The sequence below is a fragment of the Pedobacter gandavensis genome, from assembly GCF_032677645.1.
Taxonomy (GTDB): Bacteria; Bacteroidota; Bacteroidia; order Sphingobacteriales; family Sphingobacteriaceae; genus Pedobacter; species Pedobacter gandavensis_A.
Genome location: NZ_JAVTSB010000002.1, coordinates 400,698 through 424,637, shown reverse-complemented (window position 1 = coordinate 424,637; position 23,940 = coordinate 400,698). Strand labels below are relative to the sequence as shown.

Annotated in this window: 16 protein-coding genes; 6 read left to right on the top strand and 10 right to left on the bottom strand. The window is 43.2% G+C overall.

The genetic code is table 11. The annotated features are described in order from the left end of the window. Positions 1–4 precede the first annotated feature (4 nt). The 6 genes from R2Q66_RS05215 to R2Q66_RS05190 all read left to right on the top strand — a co-directional run bounded on the left by R2Q66_RS05215 (position 5) and on the right by R2Q66_RS05190 (position 5,356). Positions 5–337 carry an L-rhamnose mutarotase gene (locus R2Q66_RS05215; protein WP_316746945.1) on the top strand — a complete coding sequence of 111 codons (333 nt, stop codon included), beginning with the start codon at positions 5–7 and terminating at the stop codon, positions 335–337. 6 nt (positions 338–343) lie between these two features. Further along, complete coding sequence (locus tag R2Q66_RS05210; RefSeq protein ID WP_316746944.1) at positions 344–2,002, top strand: altronate dehydratase family protein; 1,659 nt, start codon at positions 344–346, stop codon at positions 2,000–2,002. Between the two features lie 24 nt (positions 2,003–2,026). Beyond that, on the top strand, positions 2,027–2,791 hold the full coding sequence (locus R2Q66_RS05205) for an SDR family oxidoreductase (RefSeq protein WP_316746943.1): 765 nt from the start codon (positions 2,027–2,029) through the stop codon (positions 2,789–2,791). A 92-nt stretch (positions 2,792–2,883) separates the two neighbouring features. Next, the gene (locus tag R2Q66_RS05200) at positions 2,884–3,741 is read left to right on the top strand and encodes a fumarylacetoacetate hydrolase family protein (RefSeq protein WP_316746942.1); all 858 of its coding nucleotides are present in this window, start codon (positions 2,884–2,886) and stop codon (positions 3,739–3,741) included. Continuing rightward, positions 3,728–4,561 (top strand): amidohydrolase family protein, encoded by an 834-nt coding sequence (locus tag R2Q66_RS05195; protein ID WP_316746941.1) that lies wholly within the window; start codon positions 3,728–3,730, stop codon positions 4,559–4,561. Before R2Q66_RS05200 ends, R2Q66_RS05195 begins: the two co-directional genes overlap by 14 nt. 6 nt (positions 4,562–4,567) lie before the next feature. Further along, positions 4,568–5,356 carry an SDR family oxidoreductase gene (locus R2Q66_RS05190; RefSeq protein ID WP_316746940.1) on the top strand — a complete coding sequence of 263 codons (789 nt, stop codon included), beginning with the start codon at positions 4,568–4,570 and terminating at the stop codon, positions 5,354–5,356. Between the two features lie 385 nt (positions 5,357–5,741). On the opposite strand, the gene R2Q66_RS05185 is transcribed toward R2Q66_RS05190, so the two are convergent. The 10 genes from R2Q66_RS05185 to R2Q66_RS05140 all read right to left on the bottom strand — a co-directional run bounded on the left by R2Q66_RS05185 (position 5,742) and on the right by R2Q66_RS05140 (position 23,825). After that, complete coding sequence (locus R2Q66_RS05185; protein ID WP_316746939.1) at positions 5,742–7,523, bottom strand: aminopeptidase P family protein; 1,782 nt, start codon at positions 7,521–7,523, stop codon at positions 5,742–5,744. A 611-nt stretch (positions 7,524–8,134) separates the two neighbouring features. Continuing rightward, entirely contained in the window at positions 8,135–9,076 is a 942-nt protein-coding gene (locus tag R2Q66_RS05180; RefSeq protein WP_316746938.1) for a methionyl-tRNA formyltransferase, read from the bottom strand. Between the two features lie 325 nt (positions 9,077–9,401). Next, positions 9,402–9,950 (bottom strand): adenylyl-sulfate kinase, encoded by a 549-nt coding sequence (locus R2Q66_RS05175; RefSeq protein WP_316746937.1) that lies wholly within the window; start codon positions 9,948–9,950, stop codon positions 9,402–9,404. Position 9,951: 1 nt separating this feature from the next. Further along, positions 9,952–10,905, bottom strand: a complete 954-nt coding sequence (locus R2Q66_RS05170; RefSeq protein WP_316746936.1) for a phytanoyl-CoA dioxygenase family protein — start codon at positions 10,903–10,905, stop codon at positions 9,952–9,954. 2 nt (positions 10,906–10,907) lie between these two features. Then, positions 10,908–11,852, bottom strand: a complete 945-nt coding sequence (locus tag R2Q66_RS05165; RefSeq protein WP_316746935.1) for a hypothetical protein — start codon at positions 11,850–11,852, stop codon at positions 10,908–10,910. Positions 11,853–11,866: 14 nt separating this feature from the next. Next, positions 11,867–12,547 (bottom strand): aspartyl/asparaginyl beta-hydroxylase domain-containing protein, encoded by a 681-nt coding sequence (locus R2Q66_RS05160; protein ID WP_316746934.1) that lies wholly within the window; start codon positions 12,545–12,547, stop codon positions 11,867–11,869. Between the two features lie 430 nt (positions 12,548–12,977). Beyond that, positions 12,978–13,913: a PorP/SprF family type IX secretion system membrane protein gene (locus R2Q66_RS05155; protein WP_316746933.1), complete on the bottom strand. Its 936-nt coding sequence runs from the start codon at positions 13,911–13,913 to the stop codon at positions 12,978–12,980. Further along, entirely contained in the window at positions 13,913–21,829 is a 7,917-nt protein-coding gene (locus tag R2Q66_RS05150) for an MBG domain-containing protein (protein ID WP_316746932.1), read from the bottom strand. The genes R2Q66_RS05155 and R2Q66_RS05150 overlap by 1 nt, the downstream gene beginning before the upstream one ends. 49 nt (positions 21,830–21,878) lie before the next feature. Then, on the bottom strand, positions 21,879–22,442 hold the full coding sequence (locus R2Q66_RS05145) for a phage tail protein (RefSeq protein ID WP_316746931.1): 564 nt from the start codon (positions 22,440–22,442) through the stop codon (positions 21,879–21,881). A gap of 390 nt (positions 22,443–22,832) precedes the next feature. Further along, a complete protein-coding gene (locus R2Q66_RS05140; RefSeq protein WP_316746930.1) occupies positions 22,833–23,825 on the bottom strand; it encodes an LCP family protein in 993 nt (330 codons plus the stop codon). Positions 23,826–23,940: the final 115 nt, after the last annotated feature.

The following is a 23,940-nucleotide window of genomic DNA, read 5'->3' as shown; positions in this document are numbered from 1 at the left end:
ATTTATGAGTAAAAAGTATTATTTAACGCTGGATTTAAAAGCGGATGATCAGTTAATCGCAGAATATGAAGCGATGCACAAGGCCGTATGGCCGGAAATCATAGAAAGTATCACCTCATCCGGTATCGAGAATATGGAGATCTATAGGGTAGGAAACCGCCTTTTTATGATCATGGAAGTAAATGACGACTTTAGCTTTGCGCAAAAAGATGCTATGGATGCTTCAAATGAGAAGGTACAGGAGTGGGAAACACTGATGTGGAAGTATCAACAGGCTCTGCCGGGTGCTAAACCCGGAGAGAAATGGATGATGATGGATAAAATATTTCAATTATAAAGGTCGATGTCAGCAAGCAATAACAACAGTTTTTTACAAATCCATCCCGATGATAATGTGCTGGTAGCCCTTCAGGATTTACCAAAAGGACAGGTCATCGAATGGAACAATTCGCAAATTATCTTACAGGATGATATTCGCGCAAAACATAAATTCTTTATCCAGGATATGAAAGTGGATGATGAGGTCTTGATGTATGGCGTTTTGGTAGGCAAAGCAACCAGCCCGATTTTAAAAGGCGGACTGATGACTACCGATAATATCCACCATGCTTCTCAGGATTATAGTTTCAGAGATGTCGATTACCAATGGCAAAAACCGGATGTTTCCAGGTTTGCCAACCGTACTTTTAAGGGTTATCACCGTAAAGACGGCAGAGTGGGCACCGCCAATTATTGGCTGTTCATTCCTACGGTTTTCTGCGAAAACAGGAACCTGGACGTGATTAAAGAGTCTTTATACAATACATTGGGTTATGCGGTAACGGATAAATACAGGTCTTTTACAGACCAGTTGCTAACCGCTTTCAATGAAGGAGCTTCACTGGAATCTTTCCAGCTGGACCATATTTCTTCTGCAGAACCGGTAAAAAACAGGGTGTTTAAAAATGTAGATGGCATCAAATTCCTGAATCATCAGGGTGGTTGTGGTGGCACAAGACAGGATTCTGCCTTACTGAGCAATTTGCTGGCTGCTTATGCAGACCATCCAAACGTTGCCGGAATCACGGTATTGAGCCTCGGTTGTCAGCATTTACAAACTCAGGATCTGTTAAATGATGTGAAAAAGAGAAACCCATCATTTGATAAAAACATCCTGATCTTCGAACAACAACAAAGTCAGAGTGAAGAGCAATTGATTAAAGAAGCGATTCTGAAAACATTTGTCGGCTTAACCGAAATTAATAAGATTGAACGTGCAGCAGCGCCTTTAAGCGAACTGTGTGTAGGCGTTAAATGTGGCGGTAGCGATGGTTTCAGCGGTATTTCTGCCAACCCTGCTGTAGGTTATACCTCCGATTTACTGGTGGCATTGGGCGCTAAAGTCCTGCTGGCAGAATTTCCGGAGTTGTGTGGCGCAGAGCAGAATATTATCGACAGATGTGTAGATAAAGCAACCGCTGATAAGTTTATCCGCCTGATGCAGGAATACGATGCACAGGCACATGCCGTAGGCTCCGGTTTTCATATGAACCCTTCCCCTGGAAACATTAAAGATGGTCTGATTACCGATGCGATTAAAAGCACGGGTGCAGCCAAAAAAGCAGGGACTTCGCCAGTTGTGGATGTGCTGGATTATACCGACCCGGTTACGAAACCTGGATTGAGTCTGGTCTGTACGCCTGGCAATGATGTGGAAGCAACGACCGGAAAAGCAGCAAGTGGTGCTACCCTGATCTTGTTTACCACTGGTCTGGGAACCCCAACGGGTAACCCGGTTTGTCCGGTGATTAAAATCGCTACAAATACGGCTTTGGCGACCAGAATGGGCGATATCATCGATATCGACACCGGTGCCATCATCCGCGGAGAAAAAACAATCGAAGAAATGGGCATAGAAATCCTGGAATATTGTATCAAAGCAGCAAGTGGAGAAATCACACCGAAAGCAGTGTTACTGAATCAGGATGACTTTATTCCCTGGAAAAGAGGTGTTTCATTATAAAAGTTTTCATTATTTTATCATCATATGTTTAGTTTAAAAGGAAAATCAGCAATTATTACAGGTGGAGGCAGTGGTATCGGAAAAGCAATTTCCATGCTCTTTGCTAAACAAGGGGCAAACGTTCACATCATTGAATTAAATGCAGAAGCCGCAGCACAGGTTGTAGCCGAAATCAAGGCCGAAGGCGGTACAGCCGATGCCTATGGTTGCGATGTGAGTAACCAGGAAGCAGTCGTTAAAGTTTTTCAAAAGATCGGTGCAATTGATATCCTGGTGAATAACGCGGGTATCGCACATATCGGGAGAGCAGACAATACTTCTGAAGAAGATTTCGATAAAGTGTTCAACGTAAATGTAAAAGGAGCTTACAACTGTTTATATGCAGGCATACCGGCATTGAAGAACAGTAGTTCTGCTGTGATTTTAAATATGGCCTCTATTGGGGCGGTAGTCGGGATTTCAGACCGTTTTGCCTACTCGATGAGTAAAGGTGCGATCTTCGCCATGACACTTTCTGTAGCCCGTGATTATATGGCAGAGGGGATTCGTTGTAACAGCATTTCTCCGGCAAGGGTACACACGCCTTTCGTAGATGGCTTTATCGCAAAGAATTACGCCGGACAAGAAGCAGAGATTTTTGAAAAGTTATCGAAAAGTCAGCCAATAGGCCGTATGGGAAAACCAGAAGAGGTAGCTTCTTTAGCACTTTACCTTTGCTCGGAAGAAGCAGGCTTTGTGACTGGTAATGATTACCCGCTTGATGGTGGTTTTATTAAATTGAACAATTAACCAATACCAGGGTAATAAAAATGTCCATGTTGCTATATTAGCTACTGGAAAATTAATACAATAGAATACACACAAATTATAGATAAACAGCAATGAAATTAATCAGATGGGGTCTTGCCGATCAGGAAAAGACCGGTGTAATTATAAACGATATTTGGTATGATACTTCTGCTTTCGGTGCAGATTATAACGAGCAGTTTTTTCAAAATGACGGCCTGACAAAACTGGCTGCTTTTGTGAAAGAAAATGAAGGTAAATTACCTGTTGTTCCTGCGGATACCCGCCTTGGATCACCTGTAGCACGTCCTTCTAAAATTGTTTGTATCGGCTTAAACTACGCTGATCATGCGAAAGAAACCAATGCACCAATGCCACCTGAGCCTGTGATTTTCATGAAATCTACGACTTCATTAACAGGTCCTAATGATAACATTACCATCCCTAAAAACTCTGTAAAGACGGATTGGGAAGTGGAATTGGCCATCGTCATCAGCAAAAAAGCTTCTTATGTTGATGAAGCTGATGCACTGGATTACGTCGCCGGTTATGTATTACACAATGATGTGTCGGAACGTGAGTTTCAGCTGGAAAGAAATGGTACCTGGGATAAAGGAAAAGGTTGTGATACTTTCGCACCCTTAGGCCCATTCCTTGCTACGCAGGACGAAATTGCTGATGTAAATAACCTTCGCCTGTGGCTTACCGTTAATGGTAAAAAAATGCAGGATGGTAATACATCGAACTTTATTTTTAACATCCCTTTCGTGATTTCTTATGTGAGTCAGTTTATGACTTTACTGCCAGGGGATGTGATTTCTACAGGTACTCCTGCGGGCGTTGGCTTAGGCTTTAACCCTCCGGTATACCTGAAAGCGGGTGATGTTGTGGAGCTTGGTATTGATGGCCTTGGTACTTCAAAACAGCTGCTCGTAGATTATGTTAAAAATTGATTCACACCAACATTTCTGGAATTATGATGAGGTAAGAGACAGCTGGATCACGGACGATATGGACGTGCTTCGCGATGATTTCTTACCCCAGCACCTCAAGTGTATTCTGGAGCATTATGGCTTCGATGGCTGTATCGTGGTACAGTCGGATCAAAGTCCGCAAGAGAATGATTTTCAATTGAGCCATGCCGCCGCCCATCCTTTTATCAAAGGTGTGGTCGGTTGGGTAGATCTTCAGGCAGCTGATATCGATGATCAATTGAATAGTTTGAGTAAAAATGAAAAGTTAAAAGGGTTCAGGCATATCCTCCAGGGGGAGCCTGACCCTGCTTTAATGCTGAAGCCTGAGTTTTTAAACGGGATCAGCAAGCTAAGTGCCTACGGCTTTACTTACGATATTCTCATTTATCCGCATCAGCTGAAATATGCAAAAGAACTGGTCTCGATGTTTCCAAACCAGCAATTTGTCTTAAATCACCTCGCTAAACCTAATATTAAAGAGGGTTTAATCGAAGATTGGAAACAAGACATTATCGAACTCGCAAAACATGAAAATGTAAGCTGTAAGGTGTCAGGGATGGTCACAGAAGCCGATTGGAAGAAATGGAAAGTCAAGGATTTCACACCTTATCTGGATGTGGTTTTCGACGCTTTTGGTCCCAAACGGGTGATGTATGGCTCCGATTGGCCGGTATGTCTTTTAGCAGCCGACTATGGCAGAGTGCTCAGTCTGATCGGAAATTATACCGAAAAACTCCCTATAGAGGTACAGGAAGACTTCTGGGGAAACAATGCAAAGAACTTTTACAACCTAAAATAAGCTTTAATGGATTTGCAATTAAAAGATAAGGTAATCATCGTTACCGGTGGAGCCAAAGGTATCGGCGAAGCAATTGTCAGAGTCCTGGCAAAAGAAGGTGCGATACCCGTAATCGTGGGAAGAAATGCAGCCGATAACCAAAGGCTGGCAGATGATATTACTGCTGACGGAGGTATGGTATTTCAGTTGGTCGCCGAATTAACCAACCCGTCGGACAGTGAAAAAGCAATACAAACCGTATTGGAAAAGTATGGTAGAATTGATGGTTTAGTAAATAATGCTGGCGTAAATGATGGCGTCGGACTCGAAAATGGTAATTATGAAAGCTTCGTTGAAAGTTTGCATAAAAACGTAGTTCACTATTATTTAATGGCACATCATGCGCTGCCTGCACTGAAAAAATCTAAAGGTGCAATTGTCAATATCGGCTCTAAAGTGGCGGATACAGGGCAAGGTGGAACTTCAGCGTATGCCGCTTCAAATGGTGGTAGAAACGCGTTAACAAGAGAATGGGCAGTGGAATTGTTGCCTTACGGAATCAGAGTGAACTCGGTGATCGTCGCGGAATGTTATACGCCGCTGTATCAGACCTGGATCAATTCAATCCCGAATCCGGTGGAGAAACTGGCAGAGATTAAAGCGAAAATCCCTTTTGAGAACAGAATGACTACTGCAGAAGAGATTGCGAATACAACGGTGTTTTTATTGTCGGGGGTGTCTAGTCATACGACTGGTCAACTTGTTTACGTCGATGGTGGTTATGTGCATTTGGACCGCTCTATTAGCCCAATTTAAAAAAAGAAAATCCTTTTCCTCCTCAAATATTTGCTGAAGGGCAAACATTTGAATGTCGTCTAAGGACATTTCTTTTTTTACTAATTGCCCACAGATCTCGCGAGTCCAATATGCTTGTGGAGGGAAAAGGGAAGGATAGGGCAAGAGAAAGGGTAGGAAAAAGGGAAGCAGCGAAAGAGAACAGAAGTTCTCTATAATATAAAAGGGAGAAAGGAAGGGAATAACACCCTTTCTTTCTCCCTTTCTTGTTTTTACATATCCCAAAGAAATACGAGTTTTGTAGGAGAAGACATAGGAAATTTTGCCTTCTTCAAGGCAAAAGATTCCAGTCGCTGACTATAAAATTCGTTTTCTTTGGCCTTTAAAAACCAACCCACAAGGAGTGTTATTTAAAAATAGCTTTAGTATAAGATTTCAACCATTTCACCTCATCAGCTGCTAACATCGGGCTCAATCTTTCGAATACCATCGCGTTATAGCTGTTCAGCCAGTCAAGTTGATTTTGCTCCATTAACTCCGTTTTCACGATTTCAGTGCTGATCGGAGCGATAGTTAAGGATTCAAACGCGTAAAACTCGTTAAATTCATTGCTCACATCCGTAATGGTGTTCACCAGGTTTTCGATTCTTACCCCATGTTTGCCCGGACGGTAAACGCCTGGTTCAATGGAAGTAATCATTCCCAATTCGATAGCTACAGGTGTTGCAGTAGGGTTAAACACCTGCGGACCCTCATGAACATTCAGGAAATACCCTACACCATGTCCGGTACCATGACCGTAGTTAATGGCGTAATCCCATAATGGTTTGCGGGTAATGGCATCAATCTGGTAACCACAAGTGCCTTTAGGGAAACGGGTTTTACAACCATCGATCATACCTTTTAAAACTAAGGTGTAGTCGGTCTTTTCTTCTCCTGTACAGTTGCCCATAGGGATGGTACGGGTGATGTCGGTGGTTCCGTAATTGTACTGACCTCCAGAATCTACCAGGAATAATCCTTGTGCTTTTACCTCAACGTCGCTTTCTGGTGTCGGACCGTAATGAGGTAAAGCTCCATGTGCAGCATAGGCGCTGATGGTGTTGAAACTATCGCCAACAAAACCTTCCTGTGCAGCCCTGAATTTACGCAATTCCGCTGCGGCAGAAAGTTCAGTAATCTTGATTTTTCCGATGTTTTCTGACAACCATTTCAGGAACCTGGTGATCGCTACACCGTCTTTCGCCATCGAAATACGGGTGTTCGCTAACTCAGTTTCATTCTTAATCGCCTTTAAACTGGTGGAAGGGTTGGTATCTTTAATCACCTTTACGGAGGCCGGTAATTGCTTGGCAAAAGCAAAACAATTGCGCTTAGGGTCAATAAAAATGCTGTTGTTTTCAGGGATCGCAGCTAAGGCCGCTTCAATTGCTTCGTATGGTTTTACCTGTACACCACTGGCTAAAAGCGATGCTTTTTCTGCTTCAGTAAGCTTCTCCGGATTGATGAAAATGGTCGCTTCCGTTTGCCCGATTAAAGCAAAACTTAAGACTACAGGGTTGTAGCTGACGTCATTACCGCGGATGTTAAACAACCAGGCCATGTCATCTAAAGAAGAAATCAAATGATAGTTTGCTCCTTTATTGCTCAATTCTGTTCTCACCGAAGCAAGTTTTGAGGACACGGATTGTCCGATATGTTTTTCGTCGATCAGGTAGGCTTTTTCTGCGGGTAAAGCAGGTCTGTTCTCCCAGATTGGACTTAAATAGTCTTTATCGCTTAATACAAGCCCCTTGAAAGAGAATTGTTGCGTTAGTAAGTCTCCAAGAAGGATGGAAACCAGTTTTTCATTGCTGGCCACAATAGCACCTTTTTCAAGTTTGCTACCCAACCATTGTATGTATTCAGGGGCGTGTTGTATCTTTTGTTTTACTAATTCAAAACCGCTGTTTTCCAGCTCTTCTGCTGCTTGTTCGAAGTAACGGAAGTCGGTCCATAAACCGGCAAAATCATGCGTGATCACCAATGTTCCTGCCGATCCGGTAAATCCGGAAGCAAAAGGAATGCATTTATAATGGTCTGGTAAGTATTCGCTAATGTGTGGATCTGCGGATGGGATGATATAGGCCTGTACATTGTCGGCTTTCATTTGAGAACGTATCGCGCTTAATTTTTCCTGATATGTCATGGTTTAGCTTTTTTATGTCTATCGAGTAAACGCAAAGCTATGGATTTTAATTCCTCTGAAGAAACAATGCCAGCAGGGCAGGAGGAAGTTATACCATTAAGCCACCAGAGAACAAAGCCTTTACCTGACAATTTTGAAAAGAATTATCTTGTTTTTATGCTGAAATGAAGAAAAGAGTAGTTGATTATCAGGGGTAAAAATCACTGCAATTTCTCAGGCGACTTACGCAAAGTTACCAACATATTCTGTGGATAACCCTGATGATAACTTTGTTAAAGTGCAGTAAGTCATTTAGATACAAATTTAGTTTAGTGTTGATAACAAGCCGGAAGACCTAAAGTTATTAAGAGGGAGTATGAATGAGGAGAATCTATCTAATATGCAGATCAATAAATTGTGATTATTTCAGGATTGGGTGCCTAAAGCGCTGTTAACTGACGCATAGTTATCAACAAATATTGTTAATAACTATGCGTATAACTATGTTAACTATCAGTAGTTCTTTGTGATAGGAGTTTTTGTTTCTGTTAATAACAATGGGGAAACACCGTAGTTTTCCTCTGTTTGGAGGAGTTAACCAGGAAGCTTCCAAAGGTTATTAGCATTGAAATTTAGCTTAAAGTAATGAACTGATCACCGACTTTCAGGCCGATTGCGCACATTTTCTTACCACTAAAAATACCTTCCATCGTGCCTACAACATTCAATAAAAGCAATGCTTTATCGGAGGTAAGTACCATTGGGCCGTGTTCCGGATCGATATGGAAAACTGTTCCCGGAGCTACTTCAGCAGGGTCGAATTCACCGGTTACGGAGGTTACTTCAAAAATTCTTACTTGTTGTCCGCCGATATAGGTGATTGCACCTTGATATAATGGGTTTGCAGCATTTACTAAATGTTCAATTTCGCTGGCGGTGTCGGTATCCCAGTTGATGGTCAGGTCGGTTATTTCCGGAATGCCGTAAGAGCTTTCAATGTTCTCTTCATCAGCAATGTATAGGTATTGTTCCTCTTTGATTCTTTCCAGGATCTGAGGCATACTTTCACCAAGTAAAGCGGTTAAACGAGCTTTTGCCAGACCGTAATTCTCGCCAGGGTACAATTGTAATTCCTGTCTGAAAACCATAGGTCCACTATCTACGGTAGTAGTCATTCTATGAATGGTTAAGCCGGTTTCCAGCGCTCCGGTTTTCAATTGCCAGAAAAGCGGTGCAGATCCTTTAAAAGAAGGAAGCTTGCTGAAATGAACGTTGAAAAAGCCTTTTTCAGTTGATTTTAGTAAATGTTCAGGAATGATAAATGGGAAAGTCATCACCAATACCGCTTCCACCTGAAGTTCCTGGATCCAGGAAGCAACTTTTCCACCTTGCTCAAGGTCAGATTTAGCGATTTTTAACAAAGGAATGCCTCTGCTTTCCGCATAAGCGATGGTGCCAATTAGTTCGTAGTTTAGTTCCTCAGGAACAACAATTCCTGCTACATCGCAATGTTCGTGAATGCTTAAAGCGGTATTTAAGTATAAAGCGCTATTCGTAAAAATTAAGGTTTTCATAAAAGAGATTTTGGAAGAGGTATCGCCGTTTCCGGGAAATCCGGAAATGTAAATACACTTCAATAGCTATTAAAATTATTTATGTTCGTGTTAAATGTAGCGCAATAAATTTATTTATTTAAAATAAAGCAGGTATTATAATATGTTTTGCTTGCTTAGAAACAAATCTGTTCAAATCTAAATCAAAGATAAGACCTGCCTGGAATGGTAGCCTTGAGCGTCGCAAAAAAAGAGGATAGGCTAGGACAAGGCCTCGGAGGATTTTAATACTCCCTTAAAGGAGTATTAAAATATTCCAGCCTTGGAGTAGTTCCTGCCTCTTTTTTCATGAAAGCTTTTTTTGGCGAAATCCCTTTCCAACCCTTTCCATTAAAAACAAATACAAACCATCCAGAGATTCTTCTAAACTCATCACATCTGTTTCGATAACCAGGCCGGCATCCTCAGGAATTTCGAAAGTATCATTTACTCCGGTCAGGTTATAAATTTTATCCGGATGCCCATCAGGTAAGTATGCTTTAAAATACAACCCTTTTGTGTCCCTTTCCCTCAACGTTTCCAGGTTACATTTAATCCATATCAGGTTTTGAGAAGAGCCGGAAATAATCCTTCCTTCTTCAAATGGGTTGATTAATGCCATTAAAATCAGGTCATACTCCGCATTCAGACGCATTGCTTCTTCCTTGATTCTGCGTACATTTTCCAGCCGGTCTGCTTTACTAAAACCAAGATCTTTACACAGCGACTGTCGATATTGATCTCCATCCATGACCAGCACTTTCATCCCTTCTTCCCTCATTTTTGAGGCAATTCCGACTGCCAATGTTGTTTTTCCTGCGCCCGACAAACCACAAAACGAAATGATCAAACCCATTTTACAACTGGTTATAACTTACATACTGCACAAATCTCGGCAAGTCCGAGGAGTTCATACTTGCGGCATGCGGACAAGTATTGCGCCATAAGATTAAATCCGCTTTTGCACCCGGAACAAGTACCGGTTTACCGGTAATCCGGATATAATCATGCGCCCTTTCTAAGCTGGAAAAATCCTTTATCCATTCCTCGAAATGATGATGAAATCCAGGAATAATCTGTAGTGGGCCTCGGTTTTCAGGAACCTCATCCAGGTATATCATTCCTTGAATATGGAATTTAATCGGTTCGTTGATATCCAGGTCCCAATGTAATTTTCCCTGACCCGGGTTCCAGCTTTCGGTTTGCGGCGGGTTATAGCCTAACTTTTCAGGCACTGGAACCAGATAATCGGTCTGATAGAGTTCTGCAAAAATCTGTCTGATGAATGGCGACTGCCTAACCAGTTCTATATCCTCATTTTGATACATCTGGAGCATCGTTCCCTGCCAGTCGGGATGTGGAATATACCAGGTTTCCGGGAAATCCATATGCAGGTTCAGGTGTTTACAAATCCTTGTTTTCAGGCGATCGCAATGCGCGGCTTCTATTGCCTCTGGAATTCTTAAATAACCATTTTCCTCCCAGAATTGTATCTGTTCATCGCTGAGTACCCTCGTAATTGGTTCTTCAGGAACAGGGGAGCCCCCTTTGTTTTCCTGCCAGTTATGAAACTCCTGACTTGCTTTATCGATAAAATCTGCACCTTTTAATTCCGTTGCCCAGGTTAAGAAATGAGAAAAATCTCGGCAATCACGATAGATAAATGAATAAGTTTCGAATTTTCCGAGACCATACATACTGAGCCATATATCTTCGGTATGCAGGAAATCTTCGGTTTGCGGACTAGCTTTCCCGGTTCTGATGAGTTCGTGATGTTGGTAAAATAAGGTACTGAAACTACAGTCTTTCATGGTTATCTTTTTATGGTTTCGTAAACCTCCATACAATACGGATACTGGTGCCTTGGCTCCGGCTTCCGGTCTTTCTGATAAGGTAAACTGATTGTTTTACTATGGTAATTGAGGCGGTTGTTGAGCTGTTCCTGATCTTTAATCCGGATCCCCGAAAATTCGGAAAATCTTGCGACCATTGTGGATACCCCATCTTCATAATCTGCAAAGGCATTTTTGGGATGTTTTAGCTGCTGAATCAAACCCATTTGTTCATAAAATCCTTTTAAAACATCCGCTGCATATCGACTAAAATTGCCGCCATAATTTAGCTGTGGATCGATTTTAAGTAGCTTTTTGTTGACCATTCCCGGAATCGTATGTATTCCGGCCCGTTTCTCATGGGATGCCAGTACTTCATCGGGTCTGCGCGACAAAAAGAAGAACGGTGTCTCAGGAAACCAGCTGCGCAGGAGATCATAAAAATGGAGGTGCCAGCTGTCGAGCTTTATGATGTAAGCCGATTCGGTTCCATTTCTAAGCTGACCCATCAGCTGTATTGCTGCCATAAACCACTGTTTTCTTTCCTCCTCCGTAATTTCCTTCTTTTCTGAAGCCCTCAGGATCTCATCCAGTAAAGGTGCTTCTGCGATGATAATATTTTGGGAATCTCCGGTAAAAGCCTGACTTAGCAAGGTAGAACCGCAGCGCGAAACATGAAACACAAAGGCCGTAGGGGCAAGGTGTGGAATTCCGTCAGCGACCACCTTTAATAAGAAATCTGTGGTACTAACACTGGGCAATCGTCTTTTTTCCTTACGTCGGCAGGAGCAGAGCGTAATCGTTTCATCAAAAAAGGGCTCCAGCATTTGCCGGTTTTCCAGATCCATCCAATGGAGCATCCATTCTTCATTTTCCGAAATGGAGAGTTTGTAGGGAATCCAGTTTGTTAAAAGTGATTGATTCATCAGGCCTCGGTACTTTAGTTATTTCTCATTTGAAGGATCAGGGTTCTGGCGGTATCGGTATCCATGAGTTCCAGTTCGGCGATGATCTTTAGTTTAGTTTCCTCATCAAAGGATGAACCTTTAGGCGGTAAATCAATTGGATAACCCTGCATTTTGAACAACTCGTCTGTCCATGCATTTCTAATACCGTCAATAATCAGGTGAACCCTGGTTTCATTTCCTTCATTAATAATGCTATGCGTTTCATTGAAATCCAGATACCAGCATTCGCCTTCCTGCAAATGTAGCTGTTGTTCATTAATTATAAAATGCACTCCGGGATTGGTTACTATTGGAATATGGATCCTGAAACTACCTTCCGAATAGGAGCAACCCAGGTCCCGATGTGGTTTGATGATACTCCCGGGCGCTAGAGCCAGAAGCCGGACAGCCTCTTTTTCGCATTGCCAGGACTCCAGAATATTACTGAAATACGGACAGCTTTTTAACAATGGCGTATCCTGATAGCTGCCACTATGCGCATAAATATCATTGCTGAGACCGGATGCCGAGCGCAGCGAGATACTTCGCCAGTCTCCATTAAAGTCTTTGGTATTGAAATGCATAGGCCATTCCTGTTGCAGGCAATTATTCAATTCCTGTTGCAACTGTTGCCGGTCGTAACTAAAGTTAAATTTAAGATGACTTGGAAGCATAATTTTAGGATTCTAAGTTATACAAAGCAGGAGATTAAACTAATCTCCTGCTTAAAATGATCAATAATATTTTTGTTTTTCTCTCAAAAAAGGGGATAGGCTAGTCAACCCAACCATGACCGTATCGGTTTTCTTTAGCCTCCCAAAAATACCGATTGGTTAGTACACGGATAGGCTAGTCAACCCAACCATGACCGTATCGGTTTTCTTTAGCCTCCCAGAAATACCGATTGGTTAGTACACAGATAGGCTAGTCAACCCAACCATGACCGTATCGGTTTTCTTTAACCTCCCAAAGAAAGAGAATAGCCTGCGACAGGACCCAGGGGGATTTTAATGCTCCCCTCAAAGGGAGCAATGAAATTTTCCAGACCTGGAGTAGTGCTAACTCTTTCCAGCTAATTCTTTCCTGCTAACTCTTTCTTAATAATTATTTCGAAAGATTCAACCTCAGGTTAAGTTCAAAACTACCATTCGTATACCCGCTTAACGCCGAAGTCTGAGTCGTATACGTGCCTGATATCAGGTATTTATTCCTGAAATCCATACCTAGTCCGAACGTTGCATTTTCGGTGCTGTGATACAACCCGGTCAGGAACACCTGTTTATTGGCGATGGCTAACTGCGCACCGGCATCCCAGATATTATCATACCCTTGAACCCCTCTATACGCTACTTTCGGTTCCAGGTCGAAACCATTTACCCCTTCTGACAGCTTCACGCGGTAACTAGCTGCGGCATAAAAAGTAGAAACATCGGCTAGTTTGATTACATCCTTTTTCAGCACACTTTTCAGGTTAGGAACAGAAGCCTGAACCGTTAGTTTTTCTGAGGTGTATGCGATACCGAAATCACCATCCAGATAAGTTTGGCGGTCGTTGTACTGACCAACGGCAGGGTCATTCGGATTGCCATAAATATCACTATTCTCTAAGCGCTGACTCATAAAACCCAGGGACACTCCAAAATGCAGGCGGTTGGCCTCATTATTCAGTTTCAGGTGATAAGCATAGGTCCCAACTACACGCGTTTGTCTTTGCAGACCGGCGCTTTCATTGTAGACATTTAAGCCTAATCCTACTTTATCAAAACCATAGTCGGCGGTGATATTCTGGGTTAGCGGAGAGCCGGGCACATTGCTCCAGAGCTTACGGTAAGCGGCATTCAGTTTCAGCCCCTGATCTGTCCCTGCCATTGCAGGATTAATCAGGTATTGGTTGGTAAAATATTGAGCCGTTAAAGGATTGAGCTGAGCATTAGCGCTGCTACCTATGGCGAAAACCATAAGCAGCGCTAAGCCTAATTTATAAGTATTTTTCATCTTGTTGATGTTAAGGTCGGTGGTTGTTAGAATAACTGCGCTCATTAGTTCTCTCTTACGATGGTGATAAAACCTTTGAATCTCTGGCGGTCCTTACCGAAGTCAATCACATAAAAATAGGTGCCTTCAGTTAGTGGGCTGCCATTTAGCATACCATCCCAGGTATTGTCGTAGCCTTTTTTACTATAGACCATTCTTCCTGATTTGTCAAAGATTTTCACCTCATTATTCGGGTAGAAATCGATGTTATCAATGATCCATTTGTCGTTGTATCCATCACCGTTAGGAGATAAGATATTGGTGGCTTTGATTTTCTCCAGGTCGTCCAATACAGTTACGGTAAAGCTTTTCTGCTCCGTACAACCGTTGGCATTGCTAACGGTAACCGTATAAGTAGTGGTTTCTCTTGGTCTCACCGTTAAGCTGGCGGCGTTCAGACTGCCAACTGCGCTGTTACTAACTGCCCATGCGTAGCTGCTGCCACCGCTGGCGGTCAATACAACCGTTTCCCCTTTACTTACTGTAGTGCTGTTCGGGTTGTTGTCGGTTCCTTTATCGGCCGCAATTGAAACTACCGGTAAGGCATTTACAGTTAACACAAAGGTTTTGCTATACGTATCAACACCACCATTATCGGTGCCACCGTCATCTTTTACCGTAACGGTGATCGTGCTAACACCGGAAGCGCCGCTTTTGATGCGATAGTTAATCACCGCTTTACCGGCAGAAGAACCAGAAAGCATATCTGGCGTAACCGTTAAGTTTTGCAACAGTGCAGCATTGCTACTGCTTACCTTGATACTGATATGTTGTCCGTTTTCCGGACCTGCGGTAATTCCGGTTAAATCTATTGCCTGACTAGTCGTTGTATAACAAATCGTAGCATTGGCAATCGCGTTTAAGGTTGGAATTTCATTCACATCATTCAGGTTGATTTTGAAAGCCTGATCCAGGAAGAAACCATGTTGTGTGGTACTTCTAACCAGCACGCTGTACACCTTTTTGTTTTCATAATCCAGGCTGGCTGCGGTTAACAGCTGATCGCCGGAAATCTGGAAAGCAGCATTATCGGTGTCACCATTTCCAGTCACTAAGCTATAAGTAAAGGTTGCTTGTGGATCATCGGAAATACTCGATAACGTACCTGCTGAGGTTCCGGAACTCTGGTTTTCATAAACTGTTTTCGCGGCCAGTAATACCGAGGTTGGGGCAGCTGCTTTTAAGGTTAACACCCCATTTACAAATTTAATCGTGTAGTTAAGACCTGCCGCTCCGGAAGGGACAATCGGATACGTTCCAATCGGACTGGCAACCGTAGCAACCGTATTGTATACTGCCTGACTAGTTAAGACTGAAGCATCCTGACCATTTACAAAACCAGCATATTTACCGGTAAGTACAGGGTTTGGCAATCCTACAAATCTCGACTGATCATCGGCAGTCAGCGTTAGCGGAGCTGGATCAATCACGAAATTGGCATTGGTAAAGTTTAGCGTGTAATCCGGGCCAGCGCTTAATATACCTTTAGTAATCAGGTAAGTTCCTTTGTTTTCTCCAGGGGCTCTGGTTGGCGAACCACTAAATGTATCGCCACTTTCCAGCGCAGGAATCGTAGTATAAGCCAGGGCAGGATCTGTGGCGCCATAAGTTTTACCAGCAGCAGTCAGCTGAACGGCAATTGCCTTAGCGGTAATGTCCAGATTAGCTGGTGTATAATTCAACTGGTAATTTGTGCTTAGGGTCAGGTCACCTTGTCCGATGACATAACTGCCAACATGCGAACCTGGTTGGCGGGATAAGCTACCACTAAAAGTATCAGTAGCCACCAATGCCGGATTCAACAGATAAGTGAGTACAGGATCGGCAGTACCATAAACTTTAGATTTCGCTTCGGCAGTTACCTGGATGGTTTTTTTAGTGATCTGCAGTTCAGCACCAGGATTTAAAGTCAGCAGGTAATTATTACTCAAAGCTAAATCACCTAAAGTAAGGGCATACTTGCCAATATCATCTCCGGCAGCTCTTCCTAATGAACCGCTAAACTTGTCGCTGCCAATTAATGCAGGAGCGCTGGTATAAGTAAATTCCGGATCAGTATCGCCATAAGTTTTGTTCTTGTTAGCTGCAGTAACGGCTACTGGTTTTTGGGTAATCGTCAGGTTTGCCGGACTAAAGCTGAAATCATAATTCGAACCTAAAGAGATATTCCCTTTGGCAATGGCATAGGTTCCTACATCTGATCCCGGAGCTCTAACCAGAGATCCCGAAACTACATCGCCATTTGGCAAGGCATCAGATAAGGTATAAGGTAAAGTAGCAGGGTCTGCAATGCCATAAACCTGTGTTACCGGAGTAGCAGTTAATGTAATTGATCTTTTGGTGATCGCATAATTTTCCGGGCTCAGTTGCAGGTTGTAATTTCCTGCATTACTGGCAACCAGACTACCGATAGAGATTGGATAATCAGCAACAGCTGAACCTGTAGATCTCGCTAAAGCACCACTAAAGGTATCGCCATTGAGTAAAGCCGGGTTCGACGTATAATTGATCGTACCATCTATCTCTCCATATACTTTCCCCTGACCAGCGGCAGGCGTAATGCTAATGTTTTTCTTAAGCACCACGAAGTTCACCGGAGCAGCGCTGAAGTTAAGCGTGTAATTGCTGCTTAAAGCCAATGTACCCTGGTTGATCAGGTAAGAATTTGGTGTATTTCCTGCGGCTCTGGCCAATGCTCCTGTAAAGACATCACCAGATTTAAGCGCAGGTGTAAAGTTATAGCCGATTACAGGTTCTGTATCACCATATTGAATACTTGCCGCAATTGGCGTTACTGTAATGGTCGCATTGTTAATCGTGAATTGAGGCAGTGGACTTAAGTTCAGGGTGTAATTTGAACCTGCGTTTAGTGTTCCCAGCTCAAAGTTATAAGTGCCTGCATTTTCTCCTGGTGTTCTTGTCAATGTTCCGGTAATCACATCAGGTGATACCAAAGGACTAAAATTGTACTCAAATGCAGGGTCATTTTCACCATAATTTTTAGCCTTGCTTACCGCAGTAATGGCGATAGCTTTTTTGGTAATCGTTAAATCTGCAGTAGTAAAATCAAGGTCGTAATTTGAACCTAAAGCCAGGTTTCCCTGGTTAACAGGATAGCTTCCTACAGCAGATCCTGGAGTTCTAGCCAGCTTGCCGCTAAAAGAATCGCCGGTTGCCAAAGGAACAGATAAGGTATATGGCAAGGACAACGGGTCAGCATCTCCATAAACCTGGCTTACCGCAGTTGCAATTACCATGATCGGTTTTCTGGTGATGGCATAGTTTTCCGGACTCAGTTGCAGGTTGTAATTCTGTGGGTTACGGGCAACCAGACTACCGATAGAGATTGGGTAATCAGCAACGGCTGAACCAGCAGCTCTGCCTAAAGCACCACTAAAGGTATCGCCATTCAATAAAGCAGGGCTAGCTACATAATTGATATTGCCATCCAGTTCACCATAAACTTTTCCCTGACCAGCAGTAGGGGTAATGTTGATGTCCTTTTTAAGCACTGTAAAGTTCACTGTAGCTGGGTTAAAATTAAGCAGATAATTTGTGCTTAATGCCAGTGTTCCCTTGCTTACCGCGTAATTGCCCGGAGTTTCTCCTGGAGCCCTGGTTAGGCTGCCGCTAAAGTTGTCGCCAATTTTTAGTGCAGGAACATTAGTATAAGCCAGTGATGGGTCCGTATCGCCATATTGTTTGCTAGCAGCGGTCGCTGTCACCTCTATAGTTAAAGGGGTAATGTTGAATTTAGGCGTTGGATTCAGTGCCAGTTGAAAATTTGAACCTACTGTCATTCCACTGAGGTCATAACCATATGATCCTACATTTTCTCCCGCAGTTCTTTTGAGTGCACCTGTAACCGGCACGCCGGGAACATCAATCATAAAGCTTAGTGTAGGATCATTCTGGTTGAATACTTTTGTATTTACAAACGGATTAATCGTCACTGTTTTTTGGCTGATGCTGAAATTAGCAGGGACATAAGTAATGGCATATTTTAGAGGATCGAGTGTGAAAGTACCAACACCAATCTCATAATTACCCGCATTTTCTCCAGATGCTCTGGCTAGTGTTCCTGTGCTGACATCGGTGCCAAATAGCGCCGGACTGATGGTCGGGGCAGCTATGGCAGGATCTAAACCACCGAATACTTTCGTCTGCGCAGTAGCCGTTACCGTAACCGGTTTTGGCTTGATTTCCAACAGTCGGACTACCGGTGGGGCATAAGAATAATTCGCATTTCCAGGTTGAGTAGCAATGATAGACACTGATTTCTGACTGGTTACGCCTATTATAGTTACTGTATTGCCGGAAATCGTAGCCAGTGCAGGTTCGTTGGAAGTGAAAGTAACCGGTAAACCAGAAGTACTGGTAGCATTGAGCGTAAATGAACTGCCATATTCTGCAGCAACCGGTTGATCAAAAGTGATGGTCTGTGCATTTAGAGGTATTCCGCTGAATGTACTGCTGGTGTTTATATTACCTGCAGCATCAGTTACCCGAAGTGCATAGTAATAGGTCTGGAAATTCGTCAGGCCCGTCTGCGTGAAGCTCATTGGATTAGTGGCATTAGCCGCGGTAATGGTGGTCAGCACATTATTACCTAACGCGCCGGTAGCTCCACCAATCAATTCATATTTCGCATAGTCTGAGTCTAAAAACCAGGTCATCGTATTCTGTTGATTTCCAGGCGTTACACCCAGGAAATTAGGTGGAACAGGAAGCGTTTTATCATATCTAACGGTAGAAGCATCGTTGGTCGTAGTCACTGCAGTACCTGCATTTCCTGCAAAATCTGAATAACGGATCTCAAAAGGAACTGCTCCTTCCGTGTTCAAGGCGCTCAGGACTCCTATTGCAGTCCATACATTGTTTCCCTGGGGTACAATACTCATCGATGCTGATCCATAAAAGAATACGCCTGGTGATTGAATTCCTTCGGAAGCAGTAAAAGTAAGGGTCACCTGATCTCCGGGTTTCGCTAAAGCAGGATTTGGATTATTACTGCTGATACTCACATTACTTAGTGTAGGTATAGTTTTATCTAAGGTCACCATGGAGCCGGTGTTGACTGAAATTTGTTGCGCTCCGGTATTACCATAAGTATCTGTATAGTTGATGGTAAAAGGAACTACGCCATCTGCCAGACCCGAGGGCAGCGTATAGAGCGCTACCCAGTTAAATCCTCCCGCAGGAGATGCCGTAACCGTTGCGCCTCCAATAGTTACTATTGGGGTGGTGATGCTTTCAGAAGCTCTGAAGGATAAGGTAACTAAAGCCCCGGCCTTTGCATAAGCAGGATAGGAAGCATTATTAGCTACAATAGATACGAAGGGTAAAGTTGGTGCCGTTTTATCAAAAAATACATTGGTGAAATCGGTTGTTGTACCTCTTGGGATACCAGTATTTCCGGCAAGATCCGAATAAGTGAAACTGAAAGGAACCAATCCGTCGTTGTCTGATGCCTTCGTAATATAAGTCGCTACCCAGTCATTCCCTGCGGTATTCAGAACTGTGGCGGTGTTCCCATTGATGTTCACTACAGGCGTATTGATCGTTTCAGAGGTCCTGAAGTTGATGGTAATGATATCACCGGCTTTGGCGAGACTTGTGCCGGCAGCGCTGTTGGACCGAATAGAGATGGCGGTAAGGGTTGGTGCCGTTTTATCAATGGTATAGATATCACTTGGTCCAAATCCGGTATTAATAGGATTTAAAAACGCATTTACAATACCTGTACCGCTGGATTTTAAATTAATTGACATGTTTCCGTTTACAGTTGCGGTTGATACCCCAACGATATAAACTGATCCTGATCCAGCTACTGATGAAATGACGGCACCTGGAATGGAGCCAGTGCTTTCAAAATCAGAAACGTCTACTCCGTTAACTGCTTCAGAAAAGATGACTGTATATTCCACTGCATCTGCATTGGTAATGCTGTTGGACGGGCTTTTCCTTAGAATGCTCATTACCCTTGGGCGTGTCGTATTCACCACGATGGCCGAAGTGTTTGCAAGAGAATTTAATAATCCCGGGACTGGTAATGTTAAAAGGGCATTGTTTTTTGCCGCATCTTTCAATGTTCCTCCTGCCAGGGTAAGGGAACCTGTGCCCATATACTCCAGATCCGGACTGGCTTGACCTTCCGCTATAGTATAGTTGAAAGTCAGGTTCGGCGTTCCAGTACCACTGGCATAAATTGCCTTTGCGGCAGGCATGCCAGCATTAAGGGCAAGTTCAGGATTTCCGGTAACGATGATGTTTTCTGAAAAGGTAATCGTTATGGGAACAATTGATCCTATCCCATAATTCCCGTTTGTTCCGGTTACGCTGACCACTGTTGGGATGGTGGTGTCTATGATGAAGCTGTTATTGCTGCCTAAAGATCCGGGTAATCCCGGCGCTTTCAGGGTAAGGGTTGCATCATTTAATGCAGCGTCTTTGATCGTTCCACCAGCTAAGGCAAGTGCGTTCGCAGCGGCATATTCAAGATGAGCAGTATTCTGATTTGCGCCGATCGTATAGCGGAAAGTTAAAATTGGGCTACCGCTTCCGGAGAAATATGTAGCAATACCTCCATTATTTAGGGCGAGTGTTGGTGTGCCTGTAACGGTTACGTTCTCAGGAAATGTGAGTACGATGTCGATGTTTTGTCCGAGACCATAACTGCCATTGGCAGTGCTGGAGCCAGCGAAAGAAACGATCGGGACAACGCCATCAATTGCAAGGGTACTACTACCGGCCAAAGAAAGCGGGCTTGCAATAGCCGGAAGTGTGCGTTGGGCAGGATCATTTTGTGAATCCAGAATAGTTCCTCCGTTTAATTCAAGTGCAGCGATGCTGCTATAATCAAGGTGAGCGTTGCTTTCGCCAGGCGCTACCGTATAGTTAAAAGTAAGGGCTTTACCGCCGGTTCCACCGGTATAATTGGCAAAACCACCGGTGTTGAGGCTGATTCTGGGGGTGCCTGTTACAGATACTACGTCACTGAAATTTACAGTTACAACGATTGATGCGTTGATCCCCTGAATTCCCGTTGACGGAGTCGCAGTTACACTAAGTACGCTGGAGCCCAGCTTGTATATGGGTTGAGTGCCTGGAAAAGCACCGCCGGTGGTACCCGGAGTCAGTACTTTAGCGTCAGCAGTATTGTCTGTTGCTGTCCAGCTTGTGGTATTTTTAATCTGGGCGAGTAAAGTTGATTTTGACCCGAAAAAAGTACCGGAATAGGCATTGAAATCCCGTTGATTATCAACGGTTTTAAAAGAGATTAAAGAGGTATAGGCATTTGCAGCCTTTAAGGTTGCTGGAAGTGTAGAGCTTTGGTTTTTAGGTGGTTGACCATCCTTTGTCCAGCCGGTAGTCTCGTCAATTTGGTCAAGATCCGGGTTTTTTGCATTGCTGAAACCGTACATGAAGTTCGGACTGGCTTTAGTGCCGGTATAGAGGAGCCAGGTATCTCCGGCATTAATCGGAATTGGTTCTGCGATAGCATGTGTCCAGCTGTCTGTAGCTAATGCTACATTCCCATAAGCATTGGGCAGGATGGATACAGAGGGACTTATACCTGCAAGTATGGTGATGGTAAATACAGTACCAGCAGGAACCTTAGTGGTTACGGTCCAGGTGGCAGTTCCGTCGGGACTAGTGATGCCGGGAGGAATAGGTGTGGTGACAAAACCACTGCCTGTATAGCCAATATCTGTAAGGTTTACTATGGTTCCCGAAGGGATTTCGGCTAAGGCAACAAAAGATATTGTTGCCGTTGGTACGGGATTAAGCAGTGTTTTTGCATTTACCCCAATGATGGCCAGATCACCGGCAAGCAGTTGTGCCCTGCTGGTTTTTGCAGAAAAGAAAAATAAGCAAAAAGTAATAACCAGGGTGAGTTTTTGTAGGTATGATGTCTTCATAGGGAGAGCGTTAATTTTAAAAGGAGGGCGTTAATTTTAAGCTTTATAGTTAGTTTCTGGAAGGGAATATGCCTTCCAGGGCAATGCAGTAATTAATTACAAGTGTTGGCTGCATGACTGATATTGGTAGACCATTACCGGTAGGGGCATTGGTAATGGTGGGACTAGCGCCAGCTGTTGAAATCGTAGGTGCCTCACTATTGTAGCTAAGAATCTTATTTACACTGGTATCTACCATTGCGGCTAATGAACTTCCTGAAACCGGAGCCGTTAGCGTTCCTTCTTTAGCATTTGCGTTCAGTGCGTTAGTTACAGTGGCCACATGTGTATGCGAGGGCATTTGTGTTGTTGAGATGGTAATACTCTCTGTTCCAGTGGTTTTTCCCATTGTTCGAGGGCTTAAATCTGTCCCCTGGCCCTGACCAATTGGCGCTCTGCCTCTAAGATCTGGCACACCAAAATTTTGTGTACCATTACCACCGAATTGCGTTCCTAAAAGGGCAAATAGTGCCGAGTTTTGTTGTATTGGAAGCATTTGTCCATCGCATAATGCCCAGCCACGAGGTGGGTAATAAAAACCGAATAATCTGATCTCGCCTAAGAAAGGTTCCATAATAAGTTGTGTTTAATATAATTGTTGAGTTGATTTGAGAAGCGAAAAGAATTTTCCAGTCCTGGTCCAAAGAGATGGATCCGCTCTGAAAGGAAAATTTGGAAATATGATATGTCCATGGGACAATTAGGTTGAGAGGTTAATTATCAATTACTTAATGTAAAATTATGTAAAATAAATCAAGAGATTGCTAATTCTTAGAACTTATAGCTATAGTTGTTAAGTTGAATTTAATTCTGATAATTAATGATTGTTTTATAATATTTTTTATAAATACTATAAAATTTTGATAATAGAAGTTTATGGCGAACTTTTGGGAAGGTTCGTTAACCTGATTAAACCTGCTGGTTTACATGGCGATTAGATATGGAAGGTATGTGTTGTTTACAATTAGCGTTTCGTGGTTAAGGGATTGTTATTGTATATAAATTGGTGTAAGGAATTACTGGTCGTTTTTAAATCGGTAGTCAGGTACCAGATGTTGTCAATTCTTTTCCCAACACTCTCTTTATCTAATGGGAATCTGGCCTGATCAATCGTTTTGTTTTTTGAATTTAAAATACTTCCGGCAAAGCCGAAAAGGGTCATATTGTTCATGCTGGTTTCGAGATTAGGGAGGATTTCTGTGGCAAAAACGGGAAATATTTCCTTACCTTTTGCTTTCAGCTTGTCGAAAATAGCAATGAGTACAAGCCTTTGACGCTCTGTTCTTTGGGCGTCACCATGGCCAACGGCTCTGATCCGGGTATAGGCAACCGCCTGTTTTCCGCTGAGTTTTTGCAAGCCCGGTTCTGTTACCGGAACCATAGGAATTTTATCATAAATGGACAGCTCTTTCAGGTAGTTATTGAGGTAGGAAAGCTCTTCCGGTTTTAGCGGAATCTGCACGCCACCCAAGGCATCCACAATCTTTGCCGCGCCATAAAAATCAACGTTGATATAATCTCTGATGTCCAGATCGAAATTCTGATTGATGGTTTTTATCGCGAGCTGCGGTCCGCCAATTGCGAAGGCTGCATTGAGCTTATTCATGCCTGAGCCCTCAATATTGACATAAGTATCCCTCATAATCGAAGACATTTTTATTTTTCCACTGAGCTGATCAATGGAAATCACGATCACTACATCGGAGTTTCCGGCCTCCGCTTCGGTACGCCTGTCGACCGCAAACAGGGCAATATTGACTGGTGGATTTTGTCTGGTTTTTTGTTTAGCAAGGGTCGCTGCAGAAATTCCCAGAGCCGCATCAGAGCGGTTCAAATGGACCACAGTTTTTGCCACAGGAGGAACCATAAAATCTACTTTTACAGTGGTACTGTCTTGTGCTTTTAGTCCGGATATTCCGAAGCTTAAACATAGGATCGATAAAAGGAATGTTTTCATTTTTCAGTTGGATTAGTTGAAAACCTGTATCAAGTATTTCAATAACCGTACCTCTGAACAATTAAAATTCTTTCTACCTTTAAAACGTTCTGGAAATTCGGGTAACCGGGTCTTA

What these genes read in the sequence shown, in the direction of transcription:
- R2Q66_RS05215 (WP_316746945.1), top strand. Translation starts at nt 5, where the DNA reads ATGAGTAAAAAGTATTATTTAACGCTGGATTTAAAAGCGGATGATCAG.
- R2Q66_RS05210 (WP_316746944.1), top strand. Translation starts at nt 344, where the DNA reads ATGTCAGCAAGCAATAACAACAGTTTTTTACAAATCCATCCCGATGAT.
- R2Q66_RS05205 (WP_316746943.1), top strand. Translation starts at nt 2,027, where the DNA reads ATGTTTAGTTTAAAAGGAAAATCAGCAATTATTACAGGTGGAGGCAGT.
- R2Q66_RS05200 (WP_316746942.1), top strand. Translation starts at nt 2,884, where the DNA reads ATGAAATTAATCAGATGGGGTCTTGCCGATCAGGAAAAGACCGGTGTA.
- R2Q66_RS05195 (WP_316746941.1), top strand. Translation starts at nt 3,728, where the DNA reads ATGTTAAAAATTGATTCACACCAACATTTCTGGAATTATGATGAGGTA.
- R2Q66_RS05190 (WP_316746940.1), top strand. Translation starts at nt 4,568, where the DNA reads ATGGATTTGCAATTAAAAGATAAGGTAATCATCGTTACCGGTGGAGCC.
- R2Q66_RS05185 (WP_316746939.1), bottom strand. Translation starts at nt 7,523, where the DNA reads ATGACATATCAGGAAAAATTAAGCGCGATACGTTCTCAAATGAAAGCC.
- R2Q66_RS05180 (WP_316746938.1), bottom strand. Translation starts at nt 9,076, where the DNA reads ATGAAAACCTTAATTTTTACGAATAGCGCTTTATACTTAAATACCGCT.
- R2Q66_RS05175 (WP_316746937.1), bottom strand. Translation starts at nt 9,950, where the DNA reads ATGGGTTTGATCATTTCGTTTTGTGGTTTGTCGGGCGCAGGAAAAACA.
- R2Q66_RS05170 (WP_316746936.1), bottom strand. Translation starts at nt 10,905, where the DNA reads ATGAAAGACTGTAGTTTCAGTACCTTATTTTACCAACATCACGAACTC.
- R2Q66_RS05165 (WP_316746935.1), bottom strand. Translation starts at nt 11,852, where the DNA reads ATGAATCAATCACTTTTAACAAACTGGATTCCCTACAAACTCTCCATT.
- R2Q66_RS05160 (WP_316746934.1), bottom strand. Translation starts at nt 12,547, where the DNA reads ATGCTTCCAAGTCATCTTAAATTTAACTTTAGTTACGACCGGCAACAG.
- R2Q66_RS05155 (WP_316746933.1), bottom strand. Translation starts at nt 13,913, where the DNA reads ATGAGCGCAGTTATTCTAACAACCACCGACCTTAACATCAACAAGATG.
- R2Q66_RS05150 (WP_316746932.1), bottom strand. Translation starts at nt 21,829, where the DNA reads ATGAAGACATCATACCTACAAAAACTCACCCTGGTTATTACTTTTTGC.
- R2Q66_RS05145 (WP_316746931.1), bottom strand. Translation starts at nt 22,442, where the DNA reads ATGGAACCTTTCTTAGGCGAGATCAGATTATTCGGTTTTTATTACCCA.
- R2Q66_RS05140 (WP_316746930.1), bottom strand. Translation starts at nt 23,825, where the DNA reads ATGAAAACATTCCTTTTATCGATCCTATGTTTAAGCTTCGGAATATCC.